The organism is Enterovirga rhinocerotis (assembly GCF_004363955.1).
Lineage (GTDB): Bacteria > Pseudomonadota > Alphaproteobacteria > Rhizobiales > Beijerinckiaceae > Enterovirga > Enterovirga rhinocerotis.
Map to the genome: position 1 here is coordinate 2,210,127 of NZ_SNZR01000011.1, position 23,142 is coordinate 2,233,268.

Here is a 23,142-nt window from a genome sequence, read left to right on the forward strand (position 1 = left end):
GCGCAATTTACCCCCCGTTAAGGTTGACGACGATTTCGCGGCGATGCGGCGCATCGCGATGCTCGGCGAGGAAGATGCCCTGCCAGGTGCCGAGCCCGAGGCGCCCGTCCATGATCGGGATGGACAGCGAGGCCCCCGTCAGCATGGCCCGGATGTGGCCCGGCATGTCGTCCGGGCCCTCGGAATCGTGCACGTAGCCGGCATGGCGCGGCGCCAGCCGGTCCAGGGCTGTCAGGAGGTCGTGCTGCACGGCGGGATCGGCGTTCTCGCCGATCAGGAGCGAGGCCGAGGTATGGCGGCAGAAGACCGTCGCGAGGCCGGCCTTGATGCCGCTGGCGAGGACCAGGCGCGCGACATCCGCCGTGAGTTCGGTGAAGCCCGGCCCCGGCGTCGACACGACGATCCGGGCGAGCACCTGCCGCGTCACGGGACCGTCGGCGAGGGTCTGGACGGCGACACGCTTCATGGGCCGGCTCCTCCGGTCGGATGCATCTCGGTCTCTCCCTTGGAGAGGATTCGCTCGAGCGCGTCGAGGCGGTCCGCCTCGCCGGCCGGTTTGTCCCAGCGGATGCGGTTGATGCGGGGAAAGCGCATCGCGACGCCGGATTTATGCCGGGCCGAGCGCTGGATGCCTTCGAACGCGACCTCCAGCACGAGTCCGCGATCGGGGCCGTACGCGACCTCGCGCACCGGGCCGAAGCGCTGGGTCGTGTGGTTGCGGACGAAACGGTCGAGCTTGAGCAGCTCGGCATCCGTGAAGCCGAAATAGGCCTTCCCCACGGGCACGAGCTCCGGCCCGCTCTCGCCGTCGCGCCAGCAGCCGAAGGTGTAGTCGGAATAGAAGGACGAGCGCTTACCCGAGCCGCGCTGGGCGTACATCATCACGGCGTCGACGAGATACGGGTCGCGCTTCCACTTCCACCAGGGACCTTTGGGCCGGCCCGGCAGATAGGGCGAATCGGCCCGTTTCAGCATGCAGCCCTCGATCGCGTCCGCATCCGGCCCCGCCCCCGCGGAAGCGGGATCGGCGCGGGCGGCGGCGAGGTCGTCCCAGCTCGCGAAGGGGATCTGCGGCGAGAGGTCGATCCTGGGCTCTCCGAGACGCGCGACGAGGTCCTCGAGGAGCCGCCGCCGCTCGTCGTAGGGCCGCTCGCGCAGGTCCTCGCCGTCGAGGACGAGGAGATCGTAGACGCGCAGATGAGCGGGAAACTCGGTCAGCATCTTCGGCGTCACCGTCTTCCGGTTCAGCCTCTGCTGGAGCACGTTGAAGCTCTCGACGCGCCCCTCCCGCACGATGAGCAACTCGCCGTCGAGCGCGCCGTCGAAATCGAGCGCCTCGACGAGATCGGGGAAGGCGGCGGAGACGTCCTCGCCGGTGCGCGAATAGATCCGCCGCACGGTCTCGCCGTCGCCGTCGCGTCCGGCCACCGCCTGGAGGCGGATGCCGTCCCATTTCCACTCGGCCCGGAAATCGGCCGCATCGAGCTTCGCAAAATCCTCGTCCTCGACCGGATGGGCCAGCATGGGCGGGCGGAAGGGCGCGGGATCGATGCTTTCCGGCCTCTCCCCCCTCCCCTCGACCCAGGCGAAGAGGTCGAGATAGGGCGGCGCGAGCCCGTGCCAGACCTGCTCGACATCGTCGGGCGCGATGCCTTCCCCGAGGCTCGCCACGGCCGTCTTGGCGAGACGGGCCGAGACGCCGATGCGCAGCTCTCCCGTGATCAGCTTCAGCAGCGCCCAGCGCCCGGTCTCGTCCAACGCATCGAGCCAGGAGGCGATCAGGGCCGGGAGCTCGGCCTTGCCCGCATGGGTCAGCCCCTCGACCACCTCGGACAGGAGCGGGCCGTCGGCGGGGGGATGGTTGTGGCCGATGGCAGCTCTTCCACCCGCGTCCTCATCCTGAGGCGCCTCGCGAAGCGAGGCCTCGAAGGACGCACCATCGTCGGCCGTGCTTCGAGGGCTGCCTGCGGCAGCCGCCTCAGCATGAGGAGGTCGTGGATCCGGCGCCCGCCAGATCAGCGCGATGGTCTCGGACGTGTCCCCGACATAATCCCGCGACAGGCGGAAGAGCACGGGGTCGGTGCGCTCCATGGCGAGGCCACGGATGATGCCGGGCTTGGCGTGCCGGAACGTCAGCGCGCCGGTGAGGGCCGCGAGCGCGAAGCCGCGTTCCGGATCGGGCGTCGTGCGGAAGTAATCGGCAAGCAGCCTGATCTTGGCGTTTCGCCGCGGTTCGTAGCCGACGCGGTCGATGAGGCCGGCGAAGCGGTTCATGCCTCGGCCTCGGCCGGCGTCGCGTCGGCGAGGGCCTCGTCGGCCTCCCCCGCCTCTTCGTCGCCATAGCCCAACAGGTGCAGCGGCTTCGCCCGGATGCCGCGGCTGCGGCACCAATGGACGAGCGCATCCTCCTGGCCATGCGTGACCCAGACCTCCTCGGCCTGCGTCTCGAGGATCGAGCGGCAGAGATCGTCCCAGTCGCAATGGTCGGAGATGACGAGGGGCAACTCGACGCCCTTCTGCCGGGCGCGGGCCCGGACGCGCATCCAGCCCGAGGCGAAGGCCGTGACCGGATCGGGGAAGCGCCGCGCCCAGACGTCCTGGATCGACGAGGGCGGACAGATCACGATCGCGCCCTTGAGCGAGGCGCGGTCGGCGGCCGCGACCTTCGGCGTCTCGCCGAGCGCGATGCCCTCGCTGCGGTAGTAGTCCGTCAGCCGCTCCATCGCCCCGTGCAGCCAGATCGGCTCGTCGTAGCCGGCCTCGCGCAGCAGCGCCATGACGCGCTGCGCCTTGCCGAGGGCATAGGCGCCGACGATATGCGCGCGCTCCGGGAAGAGCCGCACGGATTGCAGCAGCTTCGCCACCTCGTCCCGTACGTCCGGATGGCGGAAGACCGGCAGGCCGAAGGTCGCCTCGGTGATGAAGACGTCGCAGGCGACCGGCTCGTAGGGGAGGCAGGTGGGGTCGCGACCCCGCTTGTAGTCGCCCGAGACGACGAGGCGGCAGGACGAGCCATGGCCGCCCTGCTCGATCACGATCTGCGCCGAGCCGAGGACGTGGCCCGCCGGCACGAACGTCACGGTCACGTCCCCGACCCTGACGACCTCGCCGAGGACCGCCTCCTGCGTGCTGCGCGCGAAATCCTCGCCATAGCGGATGGCCATGATCGCCAGCGTCTCGCGCGTCGCCATCACGTGGCCGTGGCCGAACCGGGCATGGTCGGAATGGCCGTGCGTGACGAGCGCCCGCTCCACGGGGCGGAGCGGATCGACATGGAAGTCGCCCGCCGGGCAGTAGAGCCCCTGGGGCGTGAGGGTGAGGAGATCGGCCGCGCGGGACGCCATGACCTCTCATATAGGCGGTCCGGGCGGCGATCGCCGCTCCCGTCGCGTTCGAGACGAACGGAAACATTCGCGGAGACGGCCGTTTCCTTCCCAACCACGAACGGAGGAGGATGTGATGGCTGAATCATTCGGCTCGATGCAGGAACGGATGGCACGGGACCCGGCGACGGGCTCGAATCCGCTGATCGAGAGCGACCGCGTCGAGGGCACCGAGGTCTATGGCGCGGACCAGCGCGGCGTCGGTTCGATCAAGCGCCTGATGATCGACAAGAAGAGCGGCCAGGTCGCCTATGCCGTCCTCGGCTTCGGCGGCTTCCTCGGACTCGGCGAGGAGACCTATACGATCCCGTGGGGCAAGCTGAGCTACGACGTCGATCTCGGCGGCTACCGGACCGACCTCACGGCCGACCAGATCCAGGGCGCCCCGGACTTCTATCGCGGCGACGATTACGGGTGGCGCGAGCGCGACAAGGAGCGCGAGCTGCACACCTATTACGGCGTGACGCCCTATTGGGGCATCTGAGCCGTCCCTGAAACATCCGGAGGGCCGGCACGCGGCTCTCCGGATGCGGGATTACGGTCCGTAGTACCAGGCGCCGGTGATCAGCACGGCCTCGCCGACGAGGATGCCGACGAGGAGGGAGCGCCGCGCGACATAGGCGGATCCGAGCCCCAGCCCGACCGAGGCGAGCCGCAGCCAGAGCGGCACGGCAGCCAGGATCGCGGGCGGCGCCAGGATCAGCTTCGAGACGACCGCCGCCAGGAGCGCCACCGCCACGATCCTGATCCAGGTGAAGAACTCGGAGCGCTCGTTGACGCGCCGGCCGAGCAGTGCCCCCGCGACGCGGAATGCCTCGTTGGGCAGGAAACCCGCGAGGATCACGATCAGATAGGGCCAGAGCGCGTCAGACATCGCTCGATCCTGACGGCACGCGCTCGGTCCGCCTGCGCCTGAAACGGTCGATCCCATACGCGATCGTTCCGGCCACCAATCCGCCGGCCAGGATGTCGTAATCGGAGGTCACGGCCCAGGTGGCGACGGGCAGAAGGGCCATCCCGAGGCCGATCGCGAGCCAGTCGCCGAGCCTCATCGCGCCGAACGCCATGGCGATGGTGAAGTAGATCGGGATGATGAAGACCAGACCGGCCGCCAGCGCGACCGGCAGCGCGCCGACCAGGGCGTAGCCGATCCCCGTCATCGTCACGCAGATGGTGGTGCAGGTGATCGCGAAGCCCGCGTAATAGGGCACGCGGCCCGCCTGCTCCATCGGCGGCAGGCGCCGCATGCTCTCGATCCAGATCGTCGCGGCGACCGGGTGGGCGAGGAGGACGAGTTCGGCGGTCGATTGGTTCGGCCGGCGCAGATAGGGCATCAGCGACAGCGTCATCGGGAACAGACGGATCGCGGAGAACGCCACGGCGATCGCCGCCGCGACCACGGATCCTCCATTCGCGAGGGCCGTATAAAGGATCAACTGGGCCGGCGCGGCATAGATCATCAGCGTCGACAGCATCGCCGCGCCGATCGGGTGGCCGACATCCCTCACGAGGCTGCCCACGCCGAGGAACGAGAAGCCGATGATCCACGCCGGCAGGACGAGCGCCGACCGCGCGCCCGCAAGCGCGTAACGCCGCGTGATCACGTTCACGGGACGCGTCGGTTCCGACCGGCGCCGGCACCGAGCCTTTTCCGCTCATCCCGGCGAAAGCCGGAATCCAGCGGCATCTGCGAGTTGGATCCCGGCTTTCGCCGGGATGAGCGGGTGGACACCATCGAGCCTAGCGCCCCGCCTGGGCATCCGCGATGGCGCGCCAGACACGGGCAGGCGTCGCCGGCATCTCGACGCCCCTGGCCCCGACCTCCGACAGCGCATCGTTCAGCGCGTTCACGACGGAGGGCAGCGCGCCGGCACAACCGGCCTCGCCGCAGCCCTTGGCGCCGAGGACGTTCGTGGTGGCGGGGACGGGGCGGCTCTCGAAGACGAAGGGCGGCGCGTCCTCGGCCCGCGGCAGGGCGTAGTCCATGAAGGAGCCGGAGACGAGCTGGCCCTCCTCGTCATAGGCCGTGCGCTCCATGAGCGCCTGGCCGATGCCCTGCAGCACGCCGCCATGGAGCTGTCCCTCGACGAGAAGCGGATTCACCACCGTGCCGAAATCGTTGACCATCACGTAGCGCACGACCTGGACGGTCCCGGTCTCGGGATCGACCTCGACCTCCGCGACGTGGCAGCCGTTCGGATAGGCGGAGGGCGCCGCCTCATGGACGTGCTTGACGTCGAGCGAGGTCGGGACCCCGTCCGGCATCGAGACGCCGGCGCGCAGCTGCGCGGCGAGGTCCATGATGCCGATGCCGCGGTCGGTGCCCGCGATCGTGAAGCGGCCGTCCTTGAACTCGATGTCGCCGACGCCGGCTTCCAGCAGCTCCGCCGCGATCACGCGGCCGATCCCGATCACCTTCTGCGAGGCCTCGACGATGGCCGCGCCGCTCGCCATCAGCGATTTCGAGCCGCCCGTCCCGCCGCCCGCGATGAGCTGGTCGGAATCGCCCTGGAGCAGCCGGATCTTATCGAACGGCACGCCGAGATGGGCGGAGAGCACCTGCGCGAAGGGCGTCCAGTGGCCCTGGCCGTAATCGAGCGTGCCGGTCACGATGGTGACGGTGCCGTCCTCCTCGAAGCGGATGCCGCCCATCTCGTTCGCGGGCGGCGCCGTGACCTCGAGATACTGGCCGATGCCGCGCCCGCGCAGGAGGCCGCGCGCGCGGCTCTCCTCGCGCCGGGCCGCGAAGCCGTCCCAATCGGCCGCTTCGAGCGCCCGGTCGAGGATGGCGGTGAACTCGCCGGAATCGTAGGTCGTCTCGACCGGCGTCGTGTAGGGGATCTGATCCGGCTGGATGTGGTTCAGGCGCCTCAGCGTGACCGCATCGAGACCCATCTCGCGCGCCGCCTGCTCGATCAGGCGCTCCATGATGTAGTTGCCCTCGGGGCGCCCGGCGCCGCGATATGCGCCGACCGGGACGGCATTGGTGAGGGCGCAGCGCACCTCGGCCGAGACGGCGGGCGTGCGATAGGTGCCGACGGCGTTCTTCGGGATGTTGATCGAGGAGAAGAGCGGCGCGACCGGCGCGAGATAGGCGCCGAGATCGGCGAGGCCCTTGATCCGGAGGGCGAGGAAGCGGCCGTCCGCGTCGAGCGCGAGCTCCGCCTCGGCTTCGAGCCCCCGGCCGTGGAAATCGCCGACGAAGCTCTCCGAGCGCATGTCGGTCCATTTGACCGGCCGGCCGAGATCGCGCGCCGCATGCATCACCGCGACGTATTCCGGGAACGGCGCGATCTTCATCCCGAAGGAGCCGCCGACATTCCCCGTCAGCACGCGGACCTTGTCCCGACCCGTGCCGAGCACGCCGGCCAGCATGTTGCGCATGCCGAAGGCACCCTGGGAGCCGGCCGTGAGCGTGTATTTCTCCTGCTCGGGATCCCACTCGCCGATCGCCGAGCGCGGTTCGAGCGGGTTGATGACGAGGCGGTGGCTGTCGATGGCGAGCTTCGTGACATGGGCCGCCTTCGCGATCCCGGCCTCGACACCCTCCGCATCCCCGTATTGGTAATCGAGGAAGACGTTGCCCGGAATCTCGTCGTAGAGGCTCGGCGCGCCCTCGGCGACGGCGTCCCTCGCGGTCGGCACCGCCGGCAGCGGATCGATCTCGATCGCGACCGCTTCCGCCGCCTCGCGCGCCTCGACCAGCGTCTCGGCGACGACGAAGGCGACCGGATCGCCGACGAAGCGCACCCGGTCGGCCGCGAAGGGCTTGCGCTTCGGCTTCAGCATCGCCGAGCCGTCGCGGTTCTTGAAGGCCGTGACGTTCGGGAAGTCGCCGTAATGGGCGAGGTCCTGCGCGCCGTAGACGGCGAGGACGCCCGGCATCTCGCGGGCCGCATCGAGATCGACGGATCGGATGACGCCGTGCGCATAGGGGCTGCGCACGAAGGCGGCGTAGACCTGCCCCTCGACCTGGACGTCGTCCGTGTAGCGGCCATGGCCCTGGACGAGCGTCGGGTCCTCGCGGCGGTGGACGGGCTGGCCGATCCCGAACTTCATTTCGGCGACGGCGCCCGGGCGGTCCGGCACATCGCAGGGAACAGGCTGGTTCGAGCCGTGGCGCATGGCGTGGGGACCGGAGCTTGGAAGGGCTGGAAGGTGGTGTCAGACAATCATGTCGTGCCGCGCTTCGCAATCGCCCGCAGCGCCCGGCAGGGTGGCGCCGGCTGCGGGCCGAGGCTCAGCCCGTCGTCTCGGACGGCGAGAAGCGCGACAGGGCGTGCAGACCGAGAGCGAAGCGCGAGCCGCCCGTCGTCGCGAGATCGGCCAGGACCTCGCCGACGACGCTGCAGAACTTGTAGCCGTGTCCCGAACAGGGCGAGGCGACGACGACCTGCGGCAGGTCCGGCAGAGTATCGATGATGAAATGCTCGTCGGGCGTGTTGGTGAAGAAGCAGGCGCGCAGGGCCATGGTGGCGCCGTCCGCCTGCGGAAAATAGCGGCGCACGGCCGGCCTCAGCGCATCCTCGTCGCGCGGCCCGGCCTCCCGCGACAGCGCGTCCGCGGCCCCGGTCTCGCCGAGGTGATGCCAGCGCCCGATCTTGAAGCCCGGCACGTGCCAGACCGGGAAGCCGTAGAACTTCCCCTCCTCGGCCTCCATGTTGAAGACGGGAAAGCGCTCGGGCGAGAACAGCGCCGGCTCCTTCGGCTGGAACCAGCCGAGCACCTGCCGCTCGGGCACCGCCACGCGGCGGAGCGCCGGCACGAACTCGCCCATCCAGGCTCCTGCCGAAAGGACGAGCCGACCGGCCTCGTAGGTGCCGCGCTCGGTCGTGACCCGCACGCCGCCGGAGGCGGTCGGCTCCCAGCCGAGCACGGGCTCGCGCGCCCGGATCTCGGCTCCCGCCGCCTGGGCGAGCCCGACATGGGCGACGATGGCCCGCTCGGCCGAGACGAAGCCGCCATCGGGCTGGAGCACCGCCTGGTGCGTCGCCGGCAGGTCGTAGCCCGGCGCGACGGCGTGAAGCTCCGTGCCGCTCAGCACGCGGTGCGGCAGATCGTGCTCGCGGCAGGCGGCGAGCGATCCCTCGACCATCGCCGAACCGGCCGGACCGGCATCGACGGACCCGGTGATGAAGAGAAGCTGCTCGCCGAACCGGCTCTCGAGCTCGCGCCAGTTCTCGTAGGCGCGCCGCAGCAGCGGCACGTAGGACGGGTCCTCGAAATAGGCGAGCCGGATGATGCGGTTGAAGCCGTGCGAGGACCCCATCGTGTGGGGGATGTCGAACCGTTCGAGCCCGAGCACGCGCACGCCGCGCCGCGCGAGATGCCAGCAGGCGGCCGAGCCCATCCCGCCGACGCCGATGACGATGACGTCGTAGCTGTTCGGATTAGCCGGCATCCTGTCCTTCTCCCGTCGCGGGGCCTCGCCCCGACGCCCCTATCACGGACCGGGCCAACTGTTTCTGCAAGCCGTTCCGTCTGGCGAGGCGGGCGCCGCCGTGCCATCGTCTCCGCGTCCCGAGCCGGAGCCTGCCTTGTCTTTCCCACCCATCGACGGCGACCGCCTGTGGTCCGACCTCATGACCCTCGCCCGGATCGGCGAATTGCCGGCCGGCGGCTGCGACCGCCTCGCCCTGAGCGATGCCGACGGGATGGCGCGCAACGTGTTCCGCTACTGGATGGAGGAGATCGGCCTCAAGGTCAGCGTCGATCCGATCGGCAACATGGTGGGGCGGCGCGAGGGCACCGATCCGTCGCTTCCGCCGATCATGATGGGCAGCCATCTCGACACCCAGCAGCCGGGCGGAAAATATGACGGCCCGCTCGGCGTCCTCGGCGGTCTCGCCTGCCTGCGCGCCATCGCTGCGGCGGGCCGCGCGACGCGGCATCCGATCGAGGTGGTGAACTGGACGAACGAGGAGGGCGCGCGCTTCCAGCCGGGCCTCCTCGGCTCGGCGGTGTTCACGGGGCAACTCGACCTCGAGACGGCCCATGCCACGAAGGATGTCGGCGGCCGCAGCGTCTTCGACGAACTCCGGCGCATCCGCTATCTCGGCGACGCTCCGCTGCAGCGGAAGGTCGACAGCTATTTCGAGCTGCATATCGAGCAGGGGGACCGGCTGGAGAAAGCCGGGATCACCATCGGCAACGTCGCCGGCTGCGAATACAACCTCTTCGCCGAGATCACCTGCCACGGCCGCAACGGCCATTCGCAGGCGACGCCGATGGACCAGCGCGCCAACGCCCTCGCCGCGGCGGCGGAGGTGATCGTCGCCATCGAGGAGATCGGCCGCAGGCATTTCCCGGCGGGTTCGGCCGGCGTCGCCTCGCTGCGGCTCTGGCCGAACAACCGCATCAACATCCCGCATCTGGCCAGGATGAGCTATTCGGCCACCCATCCCGACCGGGCCGGCATGGCGCAGATCCGGCGCGAGGTCACGGAGGCCGTCGAGGCGGCCGAGACCCGCACGGGCCTTCGGATCGAGATCGAGCAGCCGCCGGAGCGCGAGGCGGTCGATTTCGATGCCTCGCTCGGCGCCCTGGTCGAGAGGGCGGCGGAGGAACTCGGCCATTCGACGATGTCGCTCCGCAGCCGCGCCGGCCACGACGCCATCCGCATGGCGCCCCATTGCCCGACCCAAATGATCTTCGTGCCGTGCAAGGACGGCATCTCCCACAGCGAGTTCGAGGAGATGACGAAGCAGCACGCCGTGGCCGGGACCGAGGTGATGCTCCGGGCCGTGCTGGCCCGCGACGGAGCGGCCTGACGGGCCCTGCCCTCCCTCGGAGAGGTCCGGGCGGGGTGACGCCGCATCCGCCTCGCGGCGGACGACGATGACAGGAGGTGGGATCGACCCCACCCCGCCGGCTTCGCTGCCCCCAGGGGGGAGCGAGCCGGCGTGATCTGGACGCGATCGACAAACCGGGCTCCGACGAGCACCGCAAAAGGAGAGGATACGACGATGGCCGAACCGTTCCGGGTGGGTTTCCTGCTGTTCCCGAACCTCACGCAGCTCGATCTGACGGGACCCTGGGAGGTGCTGTCGGGACTGCCCGAGACGGAGACGCGGCTCGTCTGGAAGACGGCCGGCCCGGTCACGGCCGGAAAGGGCATGACGATCATGGCCGATACCGGCTTCGCCGATTGCCCGCAGCTCGACCTCATCTGCGTCCCGGGCGGCTATGGCGTCGGCCCGCTGATGGCGGATGACGAGGTGCTCGATTTCCTGCGCCGGCAGGCGGAGGGCGCCCGCTACGTCACCTCGGTCTGCACGGGCTCGCTGGTGCTCGGCGCCGCGGGCCTCCTGAAGGGGCGACGCGCCACCTCCCACTGGAGCGCGCGCGAACTCCTCGCACGCTTCGGCGCCATCCCCACGGCCGAACGCGTCGTCATCGACGGCAACGTGATCACGGGCGGGGGCGTCACGGCCGGCATCGATTTCGCGCTCCGCATCGCGGCCGAGCTCCATGGCGATGCCGTCGCCCAGGCCACCCAGCTTCAGATCGAATACGACCCCGCGCCGCCCTTCGACGCGGGATCGCCGGCTTCCGCCCCGTCCGAGATCCTCGAGCGCGCCCGCACCGCCGGAGCCCCCCGGCTCGCCGAACGGCGCGCCCAGGTGGAGCAGGCCGCCGTGAGGCTGGGCGACTGAGAGGACGCCGCCCCACACCCTCCCCTGGAGGGGGAGGGTCGGACCAAAGGTCCGGGGTGGGGTGATGCGCCCCGTCTGCATTCACGACGTCGCCAGCAAAGGATGGCGGGTTTCACCCCACCCCTCCGGCTTCGCCGGCGACCCTCCCCCTCCAGGGGAGGGTGAAGGGCAGCGGTCGGACCAGCAGATGCCCTACGACCTGAAGAACCCTTCGAAGGCCGCCAGCACCTCCTCGGGCGCCTCCTCCGGGAGGTAATGCCCAGACTGGACCTCGTGGCCCGTCACCTCGGCGGCGCAATAGCTCTGCCAGATCGCGAGCGCGTCGTACCAGCCGCCGATCCGGCCCTTCGCGCCCCAGAGCGCGAGGATCGGGCACTGCACCTTCCGGCCCGACGCGCGGCTCTCGCGGTCATGGACGAGGTCGATCGTCGCCGCGGCGCGGTAATCCTCGCACATGCCCATGATCATGGCCGGATCGCGCGCCGCCTCGAGGTAATCGGCGAGGGCCTCCGGCCGGAAGAAGCTCGGCGGCTTCGGCTCGCGCGAGGTATGGGCGTTCCACCACAGCTCCGGCGCCGCGCTGATCAGGTTCTCCGGGAAGGGATGCGGCTGGGCGAACCAGAACCAATGGTAATAGCCGAGCGCGAAGGACATGTCCGTCCGCTCGAAATGTTCGAGCGTCGGCACGATGTCGAGCACGGCGAGGCGCTCGACCCGGTCGGGATGGTCGAGCGCGAGACGATGCGCCACCCGCGCGCCGCGATCGTGGCTGCCGACCTGGAAGCGATCGTGGCCGAGCCGCGTCATCAGCTCCGCGAGGTCGGCCGCCATGGCCCGCTTCGCATAGGGCGCGTGATCGGACGAGGCGGCCGGCTTGTAGGAGTGGCCATAGCCCCTGAGATCCGGGCAGATGACGGTGAAGCGCTCGGCGAGTTTCGGCGCCGTCAGGTGCCACATGGCATGGGTCTGAGGATTGCCGTGCAGGAGCAGCAGCGGCGGCCCCTCCCCGCCTCGCCGGAGCCGGACCGGCCCCTCGGCGAGCTGCAGCGTCTCCAGCGTGAACCCGTCGAAGAAACCCATCGATCCTCCCCGGCCTTGAGCGGCCTTCTGTTGCCGGAGGTGTAGCCGATGCGCGGCGGAAGGAAAGGCCGAGGCGCGCTCCGACCCGCTGCGATCAGCCGGCCGCGGTCCCCGCGGGCTCCCAGACCTGGCCGGGCCGGAAGGCTGGAAAGCGCTCCGGCGCGATCCCCGCCTCGGCAAGGGCCGCCGCGAGATCGATCTCGGGCTGGTCCACCGGCTCGTTCGTGAGCTGGAACGTGCCCCAATGGATGCCGATCGCCTGCTCGGCCCCGAGATCCGCGAAGGCCTTGACGGCGTCGCTCGGGTTCATGTGCTGCGCCTCCATGAACCAGCGCGGCTCATAGGCACCGATCGGAAGGCAGGCGAGGCGGGGCGGCCCGAAGCGCTCGGGCACGGCCCGGAAGATGTCGCCGTCGCCGTAGCCGGTATCCCCGGCGAGATAGAGGGTCCCGGCCGGGGTCGTCAGCACGAAGGCGCCCCACAGCGCCATGCGCCGATCGTTGATGCCGCGCGCGGACCAGTGGTTGCACGGCAGGAGATGGGCCTCGACCCCCTCGCCGAGCGTGACCGAGCCGCCCCAGTCGAGCGTATCGACGGCCGCCTCGTCCTCATGGGCCCGGATGATCGCGTCGTTGCCGAGCGGCGTGACGATCGTCGGCTGGTCCCGCTCCCACAGCCGCCCGATCGTGGCGACGTCGAGATGATCGTAATGGTTGTGCGTGACCAGCACCGCATCGATCGGCGGCAGGTCCGCGAAGGCGATGCCCGGCGGATTGACCCTGCGCGGCCCCGCAAAGCGAAGCGGGCTCGCGCGCTCCGACCAGATCGGATCGGTCAGGATGTTCAGGCCCGCCACCTGAATGAGCAGCGTCGCGTGGCCGACGAGGACGACCCGCAGGCCCTGCACCCGCTCGGGCGGCTTATCGGCGAAGCTGCTCGGGAAGCGCGGCGGCCAGCTCGCCCGGCCACGGCCCATCTGCCAGCGGGCGAGCTCCAGCATCCCCTTCTCGGTCGCCACGCCGGGGCGATGGAAGCGGATGCCGTCGAAATGATCGGAGACCGCGCCCTGATAATAGGGGTTGCGGCTGCGGGCCATGGCCGCGTAGCCGACGCCCCCCATGGTCAGCACGGCGGCCGCGCTCGCGATTCGTCCTAGGCTGCGCCGGTTCACACCGGCAAGATGGCCCGGCTCCCGCGCTCGTACAAGCCGAAGCTTCGGGCGATCCGCCGCATGGTTGATCAGGCGGGCGCCCATGTCTTGCGCGGATGGCGTCGCGGCCCCATCAGCGCGCCATGGCCGCGCCGTCCGCACCGCTCCCCATCGATGCCGTCCTCCCGGACATCGCCGCCGCGCTGGCCCGGCAGCCGAACGCCGTGCTCGTCGCCCCTCCTGGCGCCGGCAAGACGACGCGCGTGCCGCTCGCCCTGCTCGACGCCCCCTGGCTCGCCGGCCGGCGGATCATCCTTCTCGAACCGCGTCGCCTCGCCGCGCGCGCCGCGGCCGAACGCATGGCGGCGACGCTCGGCGAGCGCGTCGGCGACACGGTCGGCCTGCGCGTGCGGCTCGAAACCAAGGTCTCGCGCCGCACCCGCATCGAGGTGGTGACGGAGGGGGTCTTCACACGTCTCGTGCTCGACGATCCCGGCGTCGAGGGCGTCGGCGCCGTCCTGTTCGACGAGTTCCACGAGCGCTCGCTCGACGCCGATCTCGGGCTCGCCCTCGCGATCGAATCTCAGGGCGCGCTGCGGGAGGACCTTCGCCTCGTCGCGATGTCGGCGACGCTCGACGGCGCCCGCGTCGCCGCCCTCCTCGGCGACGCGCCGGTGATCCGCTCAGAAGGCCGGGCCTTCCCGGTCGAGACGCGCCACCGGGACCGCGACCCGCTCCGCCGGGTCGAGGACGAGGTCGTCGAGACGATCCTGAAAGCGCTCCGCGAGGAGGAGGGCTCGCTCCTCGTCTTCCTGCCGGGGGCCGGCGAGATCCGGCGCGTGGCTTCTGCGCTGGACGAGAAGCTGCGCGATCCGGCGGTCGACATCGCGCCGCTCTATGGCGCTCTCGACCGCGGCGAGCAGGACCGGGCGATCCGCCCCGCCCCCGCCGGACGGCGCAAGGTCGTCCTCGCGACCGCGATCGCCGAGACCTCGCTGACGATCGACGGCGTGCGGGTCGTGATCGATTCCGGCCTCGCCCGCGTGCCGGTCTACGAGCCCGGCCTCGGCCTCACCCGCCTCGTCACGACGCGGGTGTCGCGGGCCGCCGCCGACCAGCGCCGCGGCCGCGCCGGGCGAACCGCACCCGGCATCTGCTACCGCCTCTGGGCGGAGGCGGCGACGGGGGCGCTCGAGGACTTCGCGCGGCCCGAAATCCTCGCCGCCGACCTCGCGCCGCTCCTGCTCGACTGCGCCGAATGGGGCGTCTCCGACCCGGCCTCCCTCCCCTTCCTCGACCGGCCGCCCGCCCCGGCTCTCGCGGAAGGGCGGGCATTGCTGCGCGATCTCGGCGCCCTCGACGCGGATGGGCGGATCACGGAGGCCGGACGGAGCCTGCGCGCCCTCCCCCTGCCGCCCCGGCTCGCCCGGATGGTGCTCGCGGGGGCCGAACGCGGCGCCGCGGCCGAGGCAGCGGACCTCGCGGCGCTCCTCGTCGAACGCGGCCTCGGCGGCGATGCCGTCGATCTCGCCGACCGGCTCGACCGCCTGCGCCGGGACGGCTCCCGCCGGGCGGCCGAGACGCGGCGCATGGCGGCCGGATGGGCGAGGATCGCCACCCTCCCCTCGAGGGGGAGGCTCGGACCGGAGGTCCGGCGTGGGGTGACACCCGGTCTCCGCCTCGACGACGCCAGCGATGAACGAAGGCGGGTTTCGGCGCCCTCCTCCCCCGGCCTGCTGCTCGCCCAGGCCTATCCGGACCGGATCGCGAAGGCGCGCGGCGCGCCGGGCGAGTATCTGATGGCGAATGGTCGCGCCGCCCGGATGGAGCCGCATCTCGCGCTTGCCCGCGAGCCCCATCTCGTCATCGCCGAGATCGCGGGCGGGGCAGCCTCGTCCCGCATCCTCGCCGCCGCCGCGATCGAGATGGCGGAGATCGAGGCGATCGCGGGCGACCGGATCGAAGAGCGCGAGGAGATCGTCTTCGACCGCACGGCCCGCGCCCTGCGGGCCCGGTCGGTCCGGCGGCTCGGCTCGCTCATTCTCGCGGAGAGGCCGAAACCCGTCCCCGCGACGCCGGAGGCGGCGGCGATCCTCGCGCGCGGCGCCGCATCGCTCGGCCTCGACGCCCTGCCCTGGCCGGATTCGCTGCGGCAATGGCGCGACCGCGTCGCCTTCCTGCGGGCGAGCGAGGGAGAGGAATGGCCGGACCTCTCGGACGAGGCGCTGACGCGAGCGGTCGAGGACTGGCTCGCGCCCCATCTCGTCGGGACACCGAGCCTCGACGGCCTCTCCGCCGCGACGCTCTCGAACGCCCTTCATGCCCTCCTGCCCTGGCCGCTGCCCCGGCGGCTCGACGAGGAGGCGCCGACCCATCTCGAGGTGCCGACGGGATCGCGCATCGCGATCGATTACGGCGCGGAAGGTGGCCCCGTTCTCGCGTGCCGGCCACAGGAGCTGTTCGGCCTCGGCCGCCACCCGGCCATCGCGGCGGGGCGCGTGCCGCTCGTGCTGCATCTCCTCTCGCCGGCCGGGCGACCGATCCAGGTGACGCGCGACCTGCCGGGGTTCTGGGCCGGCTCCTGGGCGGCCGTCCGGGCCGAGATGCGGGGACGCTACCCCAAGCATCCCTGGCCGGAGGACCCGGCCAACGCGGAGCCGACGCGACGGGCGAAGCCCAGGGGGACGTGAGATGTCGGCGCCCTATCGCGGAATCCCTCCCTCCTCATCCTGAGATGCCTCGCGCATCTCGGCTGTTGCCGAGATGCGCTCTTTCGAATGCCGAAGTCGGCAGCAGCCGACTTGGGTGAGCGAGGCCTCGAAGGATGAGGAGGTTGGATCTGACGAGGTCGGAGCTTCCTGCCGGCCTCACGACCAGTTCGGATCGGCCAGAACCTCGTCGGTGTGCTGCCCGAGCCCCGGCGAGGCCGTCCGGCCGACCATGGGCTCTCCGTCGACGACGATGGGGCCGCGCAGGGTCGGCACCTTGCCACCCTTCGCCGCCGGCTCGTCGAGATCGAAGGTCATGCGGCGGTGGATGACCTGCGGATCGGCGAAGACCTCGGGCAGGGTGTTGATCGGCCCGGCGGGAACAACCTCGCGCTCGAAGGCGGCGAGGAGATCCGCCTTCGTCCACTTGGCCGTCTCCGCCATCAGCAGCGGAATGAGCGTGCCGCGATGGACGATGCGCGCCGGATTGGTCGCGTAGCGCTCGTCGTCGGCCCAAACGGTGCCGAGCACGCCGCACAGCCGGCGGAACTGTCCGTCATTGCCGCAGGCGATCACGATGTGGCCGTCCGAGGTCGGGAAGACCTGGTAGGGGACGACGGAGCTATGCGCATTGCCGAAACGCGGCGGCGGTGCGCCGGTCAGCAGCTGGATCATGGCCTGGTTGCCCATCACCGCGATCTGCGTGTCGAAGAGCGCCATGTCGATATGGCAGCCGCGCCCCGTATTCTGCCGCCCCTGCAGGGCCGCGAGGACCGCTGTCGTCGCGTACATGCCGGTGAAGACGTCGGCGAAGGCGACGGCGGTCTTCATGGGCTCGCCCTCCGGCTCGCCCGTGATCGACATGATCCCGCTCATGCCCTGGATCATGAAGTCGTAGCCGCCGCGATGGGCGTAGGGGCCGTCCTGCCCGAAGCCGGTGACGGAGCAGTAGATCAGGCGCGGATTCAGGGCCGAGAGGCTCGCGTAGTCGAGCCCGTATTTCTTGAGGCCTCCGACCTTGAAGTTCTCGAGCAGGATGTCGGCCTTGGACGCGAGGCGCCGGATCGTCGCCTGCCCCTCGGGCGTGTCCATTTCGACGGTGATCGAGCGCTTGCCGCGATTGGTCGCGTGGTAATAGCCGGCGGAGAGGTCGCCGCCCGCCTCCGCTTCGACGAAAGGCGGTCCCCAGCTTCGCGTGTCGTCGCCTGCCCCCGGGCGCTCCACCTTGACCACATCCGCGCCGAGATCGGCGAGGTTCTGGCCGCACCACGGACCCGCCAGGATACGCGCCAGCTCGAGGACACGGATTCCGGCAAGGGGCTTGGGGCTCGTCATCGACATGCTCTCCCGTCACGGCGCAAGCGGCGCCGAGACGGGTCGTCAGATCGGAATCCGGACGCCCCCTCGCGGACGGCCGCGCGCCCGGAACCGGCCTAGCCCGATCCGGCGCGCGGGAGCAATGGCGAAGAGGGCCGGGTTCACTTGAACCCAGCTCAGGCGGCGGCACCTGCGAGGTGCCGCCGCGAAGCCCCGTCAGACGACGAAGAAGTCGGCATGCGTGAGGGCGGCCTTGTTGCTGATCCAGGCGATCTGCACACGCCCCGCCGCGCTTCCGCCGTCGGCGTCGTAATAGAGGTAGCCGTTCGACTGATTGTAGAGGATGCGCTGATCGGCACCCGCGACAGCACTCGCCGACGAGATGTTGGCGAACTGCGCCGCATCCAGGGCCCCCAGATCGAGGGCCGTGAACACCGTGTCTTCCAGCCAGATCCGGTCATCGGCGACGTTGAAATCGAGGATCCGGTCGAGGTTGGTGGACGATGCGGCCTTGTCGAAGTGGAACGTGTCGTTCCCCGCGCCACCCGTCAGCGTGTCGTTCCCGAGCCCGCCCTTCAGGACGTTGTTGCCGGAATTGCCGACGATGACGTTCGCCAGCGCATTGCCGGTCCCGTTGATGTTGGCGCTCCCGGTGAGCGTCAGGTTCTCGACGTAGTTCGACAGCGTGAAGCTGACCGTCGAGAGGACCCGATCCGTCCCGCCATCGGCATACTCGACCGTGAGGTCGCCGGCATTGTCGACGTAGTAGGTGTCGTTGCCGTCCCCGCCCACCATCCTGTCCGCGCCGGCCTTGCCGTTCAGCACGTTGTTGCCGACGGTGCCGGTGATGGTGTTGGCGGTCGCGTTGCCGGTCCCGTTGAGGTTGCCGGTTCCGGTCAGGGTCAGGGTCTCGACATTGGCGCCCAGCGTGAAGCTGACGGTCGAGATCACCCGATCGGTTCCGCCATTGGCGGCCTCCACGGCCGTGTCGCCGGCATTGTCCACGTAGTAGGTGTCGTTGCCGGCCCCGCCGACCATCCTGTCCGCCCCGGCCTTGCCGTTCAGGACGTTGTTGCCCGCATTGCCGGCGATGATGTTGGCGAGGTTGTTGCCGGTCCCGTTGATGTTCGCGGTCCCGGTGAGGGTCAGGTTTTCGACATTGCCGGCGAGCGTGTGGGTGATGGTGGAGATGACCCGGTCGGTTCCGCCGCCACCGTATTCGACGGTCTTATCGCCTGCATTGTCGACGTAATACGTGTCGTTGCCGAGGCCGCCGCGCATATCGTCGGCGCCCGTCTTGCCGTTCAGGACGTTGTTTCCGTCATTGCCGAGGATCTTGTTGGCGAGCGCGTTGCCGAAGCCGTTGATGTTGCTGCTTCCGCCGAGCGTGAGATTCTCGACGTTGTTCGCCAGGGTGTGCGTGATCGAGGCGATGACGAGATCGGTGCCCTGCCCGGCGCTCTCGATGGTCCGGTCGCCGGCATCGTCGACGTAGTAGGTGTCGTTCCCGGCCCCGCCCGTCATCGTATCGGCGCCGCCGCCGCCATTGAGGACGTTGGCGAGCGCGTTGCCCGTCAGCGAGTCGTTGTAGCCGCTGCCGGTGACGTTCTCGATGTTGTAGAGGACGTCGCCCTGGGCCGTGCCGCCGAAGCCGCTGCCCGCCGCCGATCCGGCGCCGAGAATGATGCTCACGGCCGCGCTGGAATCGTCGTAGGTGACGGTATCGATGCCCGCGCCGCCGTCGAGGGTGTCGGCCTCGCCGCCGCCCTTGAGGGTGTCGTTGTCGTTGCCGCCGTACAAGGCGTCGCTTCCGCCGCCGCCCTTCAGGTAATCCTCGCCGGCGCCGCCGCTCAGCACGTCCTCGCCGGCATAGCCGTAGAGGCTGTCGTTGCCGGCATTGCCGTAGAGCCCGTTATTGGCGGCGTTGCCGTTGATCGTGTCGTTGCCCGAGCCGCCGATCGCATTCTCGATCAGAGACCGGGCATCGCCGTTGAATTGAAGCGCGTTGAAGACGTTGCCGCGGGCATAGCCGGCATTCGAAGAGCCGCCGATATAGGCCGACTGGCCGCTGTTGAAATCCGAATAGCCGCCGGGCGACAGGTCGATCTCGAGGTTGCTCGAGTAGTTCGACAGGTCGTAGGTGTCGTTGCCGTTGCCGTCCCAGATCGTCAGGAAGATCCTGTTCGCCCCCGGGGTGCCCTGGCCGACGCCGTTAACGAACATCTGGCCGGTGGTGGTGCTCCAGGTATAGGTCGTGCTGCCGCCGTTATGCGTGAAATCGGCCCCGTACATGTGCTGCAGGGCGGCGATGTCCAGCATCATCCAGCTCTGCGGGTGGCCATAGGTCTCGTTGGTATAGCCGCCGGATCCCGGATGCCCGACATAGCTCCGATACGTCATGAGCGTGTACTCATGACTGTTGTAGTTATCCGGAACGATCGTGTTGTTGCCGTTGCTCCCCTCGTGGCCGTGTTTCAGGCCGAGCTGATGGCCGATTTCATGGAAGGTCGAGCGATAGGCATCTCCGCCGAGGACGGGCGCCTGGTAGTTGCGCGGGCTGTTGGTGCCGTACCACGCATCCCCGCCATAGAAGTTCGTGGACGGGTAATAGGCGTAGGCGCTGCTGCCGGGATCGGTCGAGTACGCCGCCCGCAGCGTCGCGTTGCCGGTCGGGAAAAGGGAGGTGATGCCGAGATTGGTGAAGCCCTCGACGGCCGTGAACAGGCCGCCGCCAGGTCCGGTCGTGACCGTGCTCGTATTCAGGGCGTTATGGTAGACGGCCTGCTGAGCAACCGTGAGCTGGCCGAAGCCGAGATTGGGGTTGTTGCTGGGGTAGCCGGATTCGAAATCCGTCGAATTCTCCGGAAAGGCATAGGTGATCGTGCCGTCCGCCCATTTCACGAGGCTGAGAAGGCCGTCGATCCGCGCATCACCCGTGAGGCCGACGGAGGCCGTGGCCCCGTCGCGCTGAGGATCGGCCGCGGGCGCCGCTCCGCCCGGCTCCGAGACCGCGACCGCGACCGCATGCGCATCGACCACGGGCGCGCGCCAATGGCTCATGTCCGCCGCGCCGCGTGCGCCGAACATCCTGTCGAAATCGAGAAGGCTGGATCCGGGCTGGTTCAGCCACGATGCCGTGCGGGTCTCGTCGTCCGAAACTTGGGCCATGTTCCCCTCCGTCTTGAAGCGAGAGCCGCCGCGCGGTCCTCGTGAGTTCCGCCGCCCTCAGAATGCGGCGGTGAGTTCGCGGTCCGCCGCCTCGGCGGGCCCGCGGGACGTCGCCCTGCGCCGGATGTGACCGGCGACGAAATCGTTCACGGACAGGCGCACGACGCGCGAGCCGCCGTCGGGGTAGTGCCGGCGGAAATACATCGTCTCCTTGCCGGCGATCAGCTTGCGCGCCTCGTCGACGAGGAAGCGATGCACGGCGTTGGAGTTGGCCGACCAGGCGTTGAAGACGATGCAATCGCCCGCGAGGCTGTCCTGATACGAGAGGGGGCGGCCTTCGGCCCAACCCTCGGCCTTCTCGCGCGTGGCGAACGCCCAGCCGACGAAACCTTCGATGCGGTCCTGACGGTCGACCGCGAAGCTGAAATGGCCGCGATTGATCTGCCCGACGAGGATCCTGGACCAATCGCCGAATTTCAGATTGGCGAAGGCCGGCTTGGTCATGAGATGATTGACCGCGAGTCCGAGCGCCGCGGCCGGCTTGTCGGGCCGGAACAACCGAAACTCAGGCGCCTCTTGGACCGGCATCGTCCATGTCCCAGCTTCCGTCCAACTTGCCGATGCTGGGTATCACGGCCGGGAAGACTGCGACAATCTAGTTTTCGCGTGTCATCTTTCGCATTTCACGAAGGAAAACAACGTACAATCGGAAGGGATCACGCCGTTTAATCGGGGATCAACTTGTTGACGCGGATCGCGTTTTGGGCGCGCGCCGACGGCCCCGCGCGTCGGCGCGGAGAGGAATGCGAACCGGAAGAGGGCTGTGCCGCAAGGGCGCGATGCGGCGGCCTCCCATCGGAGGCCGCACACGCCGCCATCAAGCGGCGGCGGGAGCGCTCGCCTCGTCGAGCAGGGCGACCTGCGCGGGCGTCAAGGTGAGGCGGGTCGCGGCCACGAGCCCCTCGATCTGCGCGATCGAGGTCGCGCTCGCGATCGGCGCCGTGACGGCGGGCTTCGCCATCAGCCAGGCGAGCGCCACCGTGCCGGGCTGCGCGCCCGTCTCCTCGCCCACCTTGTCGAGGCCGGCCAGGATGCGCAGGCCACGGGGGTTGAGGTTCTTCGCGACCGAGCGGCGGCCCCGGGCGCTCTTGTCGAGATCGGCCTCGCTCCGGTACTTGCCGGTCAGGAAGCCGGCCGCGAGCGAGAAGAAGGTGATGACGCCGACCTCGTTCGCGAGACAGACGCGTTCGAGCGGCCCCTCGAAGATGTCGCGGACGACGAGGTTGTATTCCGGCTGCACCGATTCATAGCGCGGCAGGCCGTCAGACGCGGCGAGGTCCAGGGCTTCCTGAAGCCGCTCCGCGGAGAAGTTCGAGGCGCCGATCACCCGGACCTTGCCCGCCTCGATCAGGCGCTGATAGGCGCCGAGCGTCTCCGCCTGCGGGGTCTCCGCATCGTCCGTATGCGACTGGTAGAGGTCGATGTAATCCGTCTGGAGGCGCTGCAGCGAGGCGTCCACCGCCCGGGCGATATAGGCCGGCGACAGACCCTTGTCCGCTCCGCCCATATCCATCCCGACCTTGGTCGCCAGGATGACGCGGTCGCGGCAGCCTCGCGCCTTCATCCAGCGCCCGATGATCGCCTCGGATTCACCGCCGACATGGCCCTCGGCCCAGCGCGAATAGACGTCCGCCGTATCGAGGAAGGTCAGCCCCTCGTCGAGCAGCCGGTCGAGCAAGGCGAACGACGTCGCCTCGTCGGCCGTCCAGCCGAAGACATTGCAGCCGAATGAGAGAGGAGGGACCTGCAGATCGGAGCGGCCGAGACGACGCGTTTGCATGGTGAACTCCCCCTGTGTCGGACGTCTCTGTCGGGACCCTTACTCGTCGTCCTGCCCGTCGTCCTCGTCGTCGCGCTTCAGCGTCTTGAGCTTGGCGAACACCGAATCGACGTCGATCCGGCCGGCATCCCCCGGCCGCGAACCCACACCGTAATCCTCCTCCTCGTGGGAGGCGGTGGTGACTTCGACGGGCAGCAGCTTCTGGCCGGCATCCGCCGGGTCCTGCGGCGGACGGTCCTTGGCGGCGCGCTGGACCTCGAAATCGAGATCGATCTGCGAGCAGAGGCCGAGCGTGACCGGGTCCATCGGCTGCAGGCTCGCCGAGTTCCAATGGGTCCGGTCGCGAATCTGGGCGATCGTGGTCTTGGTGGTGCCGACGAGGCGCATGATCTGCGCATCCTTCAGCTCCGGATGGTTGCGCAGCAGCCAGAGGATCGCGTTCGGACGGTCGTGCCGGCGGGAGACGGGCGTGTAGCGCGCGCCGCGGCGGACCGACTTCATCTCGGGCAGCTTCACCTTCGACACCGAGATCTTCAGCCGGTACTCGGAATCGGCCTGGGCCCGGTCGATCTCCTCGCGGGTGAGCTGGCCCGTTCCGATCGGATCCCAGCCCTTGATCCCCTGCGCGACCTCTCCGTCCGCGATGCCCTTCACCTCGAGCGGATGCAGGTGGCAGAACTCCGCGATCTGGTCGAAGGTCAGCGACGTGTTCTCCACGAGCCACACGGCCGTCGCCTTAGGCATCAGCGGGGCTTGCGACATGGTCTCTCTCCTCATGGGAAGGGGGGCGGTCGGCACATTTCGACCGTGCTTCGGCTCGGTCTCGTCCGAAGCTCCGCCT

18 protein-coding genes are annotated in these 23,142 nt (G+C 69.7%); 4 read left to right on the plus strand and 14 right to left on the minus strand.

Annotation, left to right across the window (positions count from 1 at the left end):
* Positions 1 to 7 precede the first annotated feature (7 nt).
* Genes EV668_RS11165 through EV668_RS11175 form a run of 3 tightly spaced genes read right to left on the minus strand, consistent with a single transcriptional unit; the run spans position 8 to position 3,344 of the window.
* Complete coding sequence (locus EV668_RS11165; RefSeq protein ID WP_133769810.1) at positions 8 to 466, minus strand: secondary thiamine-phosphate synthase enzyme YjbQ; 459 nt, start codon at positions 464 to 466, stop codon at positions 8 to 10.
* Positions 463 to 2,274 (minus strand): cisplatin damage response ATP-dependent DNA ligase, encoded by a 1,812-nt coding sequence (locus EV668_RS11170; protein ID WP_133769811.1) that lies wholly within the window; start codon positions 2,272 to 2,274, stop codon positions 463 to 465. The genes EV668_RS11165 and EV668_RS11170 overlap by 4 nt, the downstream gene beginning before the upstream one ends.
* Positions 2,271 to 3,344 (minus strand): ligase-associated DNA damage response exonuclease, encoded by a 1,074-nt coding sequence (locus EV668_RS11175; protein ID WP_133769812.1) that lies wholly within the window; start codon positions 3,342 to 3,344, stop codon positions 2,271 to 2,273. The genes EV668_RS11170 and EV668_RS11175 overlap by 4 nt, the downstream gene beginning before the upstream one ends.
* Before the next feature lie 115 nt (positions 3,345 to 3,459).
* Between EV668_RS11175 and EV668_RS11180 the strand changes: the two genes are divergently transcribed.
* Positions 3,460 to 3,867 carry a PRC-barrel domain-containing protein gene (locus tag EV668_RS11180; RefSeq protein WP_425359602.1) on the plus strand — a complete coding sequence of 136 codons (408 nt, stop codon included), beginning with the start codon at positions 3,460 to 3,462 and terminating at the stop codon, positions 3,865 to 3,867.
* Between the two features lie 51 nt (positions 3,868 to 3,918).
* On the opposite strand, the gene EV668_RS11185 is transcribed toward EV668_RS11180, so the two are convergent.
* From EV668_RS11185 to solA, 4 genes are all read right to left on the minus strand, one after another.
* Entirely contained in the window at positions 3,919 to 4,257 is a 339-nt protein-coding gene (locus EV668_RS11185; protein WP_133769813.1) for an AzlD domain-containing protein, read from the minus strand.
* Positions 4,250 to 4,993: an AzlC family ABC transporter permease gene (locus EV668_RS11190; protein WP_133769814.1), complete on the minus strand. Its 744-nt coding sequence runs from the start codon at positions 4,991 to 4,993 to the stop codon at positions 4,250 to 4,252. The genes EV668_RS11185 and EV668_RS11190 overlap by 8 nt, the downstream gene beginning before the upstream one ends.
* 130 nt (positions 4,994 to 5,123) lie before the next feature.
* Positions 5,124 to 7,442, minus strand: coding sequence for a xanthine dehydrogenase family protein molybdopterin-binding subunit (locus EV668_RS11195; RefSeq protein WP_245513009.1), 2,319 nt, complete (start codon positions 7,440 to 7,442; stop codon positions 5,124 to 5,126).
* 181 nt (positions 7,443 to 7,623) lie between these two features.
* Positions 7,624 to 8,784, minus strand: a complete 1,161-nt coding sequence (gene solA / locus EV668_RS11200; protein ID WP_133769816.1) for an N-methyl-L-tryptophan oxidase — start codon at positions 8,782 to 8,784, stop codon at positions 7,624 to 7,626.
* Positions 8,785 to 8,920: 136 nt separating this feature from the next.
* Between solA and EV668_RS11205 the strand changes: the two genes are divergently transcribed.
* Together EV668_RS11205 and EV668_RS11210 are read left to right on the plus strand one after the other, a co-directional pair.
* Positions 8,921 to 10,153: a hydantoinase/carbamoylase family amidase gene (locus EV668_RS11205; protein ID WP_133769817.1), complete on the plus strand. Its 1,233-nt coding sequence runs from the start codon at positions 8,921 to 8,923 to the stop codon at positions 10,151 to 10,153.
* A 195-nt stretch (positions 10,154 to 10,348) separates the two neighbouring features.
* The gene (locus EV668_RS11210) at positions 10,349 to 11,038 is read left to right on the plus strand and encodes a DJ-1/PfpI family protein (RefSeq protein ID WP_133769818.1); all 690 of its coding nucleotides are present in this window, start codon (positions 10,349 to 10,351) and stop codon (positions 11,036 to 11,038) included.
* Positions 11,039 to 11,230: 192 nt separating this feature from the next.
* Here the strand turns inward: EV668_RS11210 and EV668_RS11215 are convergent, their stop codons facing one another.
* Both EV668_RS11215 and EV668_RS11220 read right to left on the minus strand, forming a co-directional pair.
* Positions 11,231 to 12,118 carry an alpha/beta fold hydrolase gene (locus EV668_RS11215; RefSeq protein WP_133769819.1) on the minus strand — a complete coding sequence of 296 codons (888 nt, stop codon included), beginning with the start codon at positions 12,116 to 12,118 and terminating at the stop codon, positions 11,231 to 11,233.
* A gap of 94 nt (positions 12,119 to 12,212) precedes the next feature.
* Entirely contained in the window at positions 12,213 to 13,289 is a 1,077-nt protein-coding gene (locus EV668_RS11220; protein WP_133770187.1) for an MBL fold metallo-hydrolase, read from the minus strand.
* Between the two features lie 122 nt (positions 13,290 to 13,411).
* Here EV668_RS11220 and hrpB point away from each other — a divergent pair, with 122 nt between their 5' ends.
* Entirely contained in the window at positions 13,412 to 15,958 is a 2,547-nt protein-coding gene (gene hrpB / locus EV668_RS11225) for an ATP-dependent helicase HrpB (RefSeq protein WP_133769820.1), read from the plus strand.
* A 177-nt stretch (positions 15,959 to 16,135) separates the two neighbouring features.
* Here hrpB and EV668_RS11230 read toward each other — a convergent pair whose 3' ends face one another.
* The 5 genes from EV668_RS11230 to EV668_RS11250 form a co-directional block, all read right to left on the minus strand.
* Complete coding sequence (locus tag EV668_RS11230) at positions 16,136 to 17,317, minus strand: CaiB/BaiF CoA transferase family protein (RefSeq protein WP_425359603.1); 1,182 nt, start codon at positions 17,315 to 17,317, stop codon at positions 16,136 to 16,138.
* A gap of 192 nt (positions 17,318 to 17,509) precedes the next feature.
* Positions 17,510 to 20,461, minus strand: coding sequence for a M10 family metallopeptidase C-terminal domain-containing protein (locus tag EV668_RS11235; RefSeq protein ID WP_133769822.1), 2,952 nt, complete (start codon positions 20,459 to 20,461; stop codon positions 17,510 to 17,512).
* Between the two features lie 57 nt (positions 20,462 to 20,518).
* Entirely contained in the window at positions 20,519 to 21,049 is a 531-nt protein-coding gene (locus EV668_RS11240) for a toxin-activating lysine-acyltransferase (RefSeq protein ID WP_245513011.1), read from the minus strand.
* Between the two features lie 289 nt (positions 21,050 to 21,338).
* The gene (locus EV668_RS11245; RefSeq protein ID WP_133769823.1) at positions 21,339 to 22,301 is read right to left on the minus strand and encodes an aldo/keto reductase; all 963 of its coding nucleotides are present in this window, start codon (positions 22,299 to 22,301) and stop codon (positions 21,339 to 21,341) included.
* Positions 22,302 to 22,340: 39 nt separating this feature from the next.
* The gene (locus EV668_RS11250) at positions 22,341 to 23,063 is read right to left on the minus strand and encodes a DUF1013 domain-containing protein (protein WP_133769824.1); all 723 of its coding nucleotides are present in this window, start codon (positions 23,061 to 23,063) and stop codon (positions 22,341 to 22,343) included.
* Between the last annotated feature and the right edge of the window lie 79 nt (positions 23,064 to 23,142).

What these genes read in the sequence shown, in the direction of transcription:
- EV668_RS11165 (WP_133769810.1), bottom strand. Translation starts at nt 466, where the DNA reads ATGAAGCGTGTCGCCGTCCAGACCCTCGCCGACGGTCCCGTGACGCGG.
- EV668_RS11170 (WP_133769811.1), bottom strand. Translation starts at nt 2,274, where the DNA reads ATGAACCGCTTCGCCGGCCTCATCGACCGCGTCGGCTACGAACCGCGG.
- EV668_RS11175 (WP_133769812.1), bottom strand. Translation starts at nt 3,344, where the DNA reads ATGGCGTCCCGCGCGGCCGATCTCCTCACCCTCACGCCCCAGGGGCTC.
- EV668_RS11180 (WP_425359602.1), top strand. Translation starts at nt 3,460, where the DNA reads ATGGCTGAATCATTCGGCTCGATGCAGGAACGGATGGCACGGGACCCG.
- EV668_RS11185 (WP_133769813.1), bottom strand. Translation starts at nt 4,257, where the DNA reads ATGTCTGACGCGCTCTGGCCCTATCTGATCGTGATCCTCGCGGGTTTC.
- EV668_RS11195 (WP_245513009.1), bottom strand. Translation starts at nt 7,442, where the DNA reads ATGAAGTTCGGGATCGGCCAGCCCGTCCACCGCCGCGAGGACCCGACG.
- solA (WP_133769816.1), bottom strand. Translation starts at nt 8,784, where the DNA reads ATGCCGGCTAATCCGAACAGCTACGACGTCATCGTCATCGGCGTCGGC.
- EV668_RS11210 (WP_133769818.1), top strand. Translation starts at nt 10,349, where the DNA reads ATGGCCGAACCGTTCCGGGTGGGTTTCCTGCTGTTCCCGAACCTCACG.
- EV668_RS11215 (WP_133769819.1), bottom strand. Translation starts at nt 12,118, where the DNA reads ATGGGTTTCTTCGACGGGTTCACGCTGGAGACGCTGCAGCTCGCCGAG.
- hrpB (WP_133769820.1), top strand. Translation starts at nt 13,412, where the DNA reads ATGGCCGCGCCGTCCGCACCGCTCCCCATCGATGCCGTCCTCCCGGAC.
- EV668_RS11230 (WP_425359603.1), bottom strand. Translation starts at nt 17,317, where the DNA reads ATGTCGATGACGAGCCCCAAGCCCCTTGCCGGAATCCGTGTCCTCGAG.
- EV668_RS11235 (WP_133769822.1), bottom strand. Translation starts at nt 20,461, where the DNA reads ATGGCCCAAGTTTCGGACGACGAGACCCGCACGGCATCGTGGCTGAAC.
- EV668_RS11240 (WP_245513011.1), bottom strand. Translation starts at nt 21,049, where the DNA reads ATGCCGGTCCAAGAGGCGCCTGAGTTTCGGTTGTTCCGGCCCGACAAG.
- EV668_RS11245 (WP_133769823.1), bottom strand. Translation starts at nt 22,301, where the DNA reads ATGCAAACGCGTCGTCTCGGCCGCTCCGATCTGCAGGTCCCTCCTCTC.
- EV668_RS11250 (WP_133769824.1), bottom strand. Translation starts at nt 23,063, where the DNA reads ATGTCGCAAGCCCCGCTGATGCCTAAGGCGACGGCCGTGTGGCTCGTG.